The 1,752-nt window shown below is 74.7% G+C and carries 2 protein-coding genes; one reads left to right on the top strand and one right to left on the bottom strand.

The features are described 5' to 3' along the window. Positions 1 to 961, bottom strand: a 961-nt coding sequence (locus ABZ281_RS48175; RefSeq protein ID WP_356665054.1) for a PLP-dependent aminotransferase family protein, incomplete at its 3' end; no start/stop codon positions are given. Here ABZ281_RS48175 and ABZ281_RS48170 point away from each other — a divergent pair. Then, positions 960 to 1,752, top strand: a 793-nt coding sequence (locus ABZ281_RS48170) for a DMT family transporter (protein WP_356665052.1), incomplete at its 3' end; no start/stop codon positions are given. The two genes, ABZ281_RS48175 and ABZ281_RS48170, sit on opposite strands and share 2 nt — an antisense overlap.

The following is a 1,752-nucleotide window of genomic DNA, read 5'->3' as shown; positions in this document are numbered from 1 at the left end:
TGCATACAAGAACATCGATCAGGTGATGGAGCAACAGCGTGATCTGGTCGAGGTCCAGCGGGCGCGGCAGCGGCCCCGCGTCCTCGTGCACGAGCCGCCGCACGAAGTCGTCCTCGACGATGAACGCGCCCGCCTCGCGCGCGATGCGCAGCACCTCGGCGCGCCGCCCGGGCGCGAGCACCGCGCCGGTGGGGTTCTGGAAGAGCGGCTGGCAGACGAAGGCCGGGGCACCGGTGGCGCGGAAGGCGTCGGCGAGCAGTGCGGGTTTCACACCGTCGGCGTCCACCGGGACGGGCACCGGGCGCAGACCGGCGGCCCGGGCGATGGCGAGCATGCCGGGGTAGGTGGGGGACTCGACCAGGACGGGGCCGCCGGGCGGGGCCAGGGCGCGCAGGGCGGTGGTGAGTGCGGACTGTCCGCCCGCGGTGACCAGCACCTCGGCGGCGGTGAAGGACCCGCCGATGCCGCGCGCGAACCACTCGCGCAGTTCCGGCAACCCCTCCATGGGCGGGCGCCCCCAGGCACCGGGACGCCGCCCGGCACGCGAGAGGGCGGCGGCCATCGCCCGCTCCGGCTGCAGCGACGGGTGCAGATAGCCGCCGTTGAACTCGATCACGCCGGGCGGCGGGGCGGCCAGCGACACCAGCACCCCGGAGGCGTCGACGGAGCGCGGGACGAGGTCGGCGGCTCCGTCGGCGCTGAGGGCGACCTCCTGCCAGGAGGTGTCCCCGGCGGGGGCCGGTGACGTCCGGGCCGGTGCGCGGAACGCGCCCGCTCCGGGCCGGGTGACCACAAGCCCCTCGGCGGCGAGCTGCGCCAGGGCCCGCGACACCGTCACGGGGCTCACCCGGAACCGCTCGACCAGAGCCCGGCTCGATGGCAGCTTTCCACCTAGAGAGTAGCGGTCGAGCTCCCGCCTCAGCCGTTCCGCCAGTTCACCCACGCTGCTACGCTCTTGCATGAGAGTACAGAGTAGCGCTACTGCCGCACCATCGATAGCAGTCGCCGCCTCGGAGCCGGAGCATCCCGGCTTCGGCACCCTCCAGGCCTCCCTCGGCGTCGTCGCCTTCTCGCTCACGTTCCCGGCCACAGCCTGGGGGCTGGAGGGCTTCGGGCCCTGGTCGCTGGTCGCCGTGCGGAGTGTTCTGGCCGCGGTGATCGCGGGCGGCTGTCTGCTGGGGCTGCGCGTGCCGCTGCCCGCCCGCCGGCACCGGGCGGGACTCGCGGTCGTCGGGGCCGGTGTCGTCCTCGGCTTCCCCCTGCTGACGACGCTGGCGCTGGAGACCTCCACCACCGCGCACGCCGCCGTCGTGGTCGGACTGCTTCCGCTGACCACGGCGCTCTTCTCCGCGCTGCGCGTCGGCACCCGGCCCTCGCGCACCTTCTGGATCGCGGCCCTGGCGGGCGCGGCGGCGGTGCTGGCCTTCACCGTGCAGCAGAGCGGCGGCGCCCTGACCACCGCCGACGTGTACCTCTTCGCCGCGCTGCTGGTCTGCGCGGCCGGCTACACCGAGGGTGGGCGGCTGGCCCGGGTCATGCCGGGCTGGCAGGTGATCGGCTGGGCGCTGGTGCTGTGCCTGCCGCTGACCGTGCCGGTCGCCGTGCTCGCCCTGGCGCAGGAACCCGTGCGGCTGACCGCGCACAGCGTCACCGGCCTGCTATGGGTCGCGGCGGGCTCGCAGTTCGTCGGGCTGGTCGTCTGGTACCGCGGCATGGCGGCCATCGGCATCCCCAAGGCCAGCCAGTTGCAGC

Source organism: Streptomyces sp. NPDC006265, from assembly GCF_040613555.1.
Classification (GTDB): Bacteria; Actinomycetota; Actinomycetes; order Streptomycetales; family Streptomycetaceae; genus Streptomyces.
Note: the sequence above shows the minus strand (reverse complement) of the source record. Positions and strands in the feature narration are given on the sequence as shown.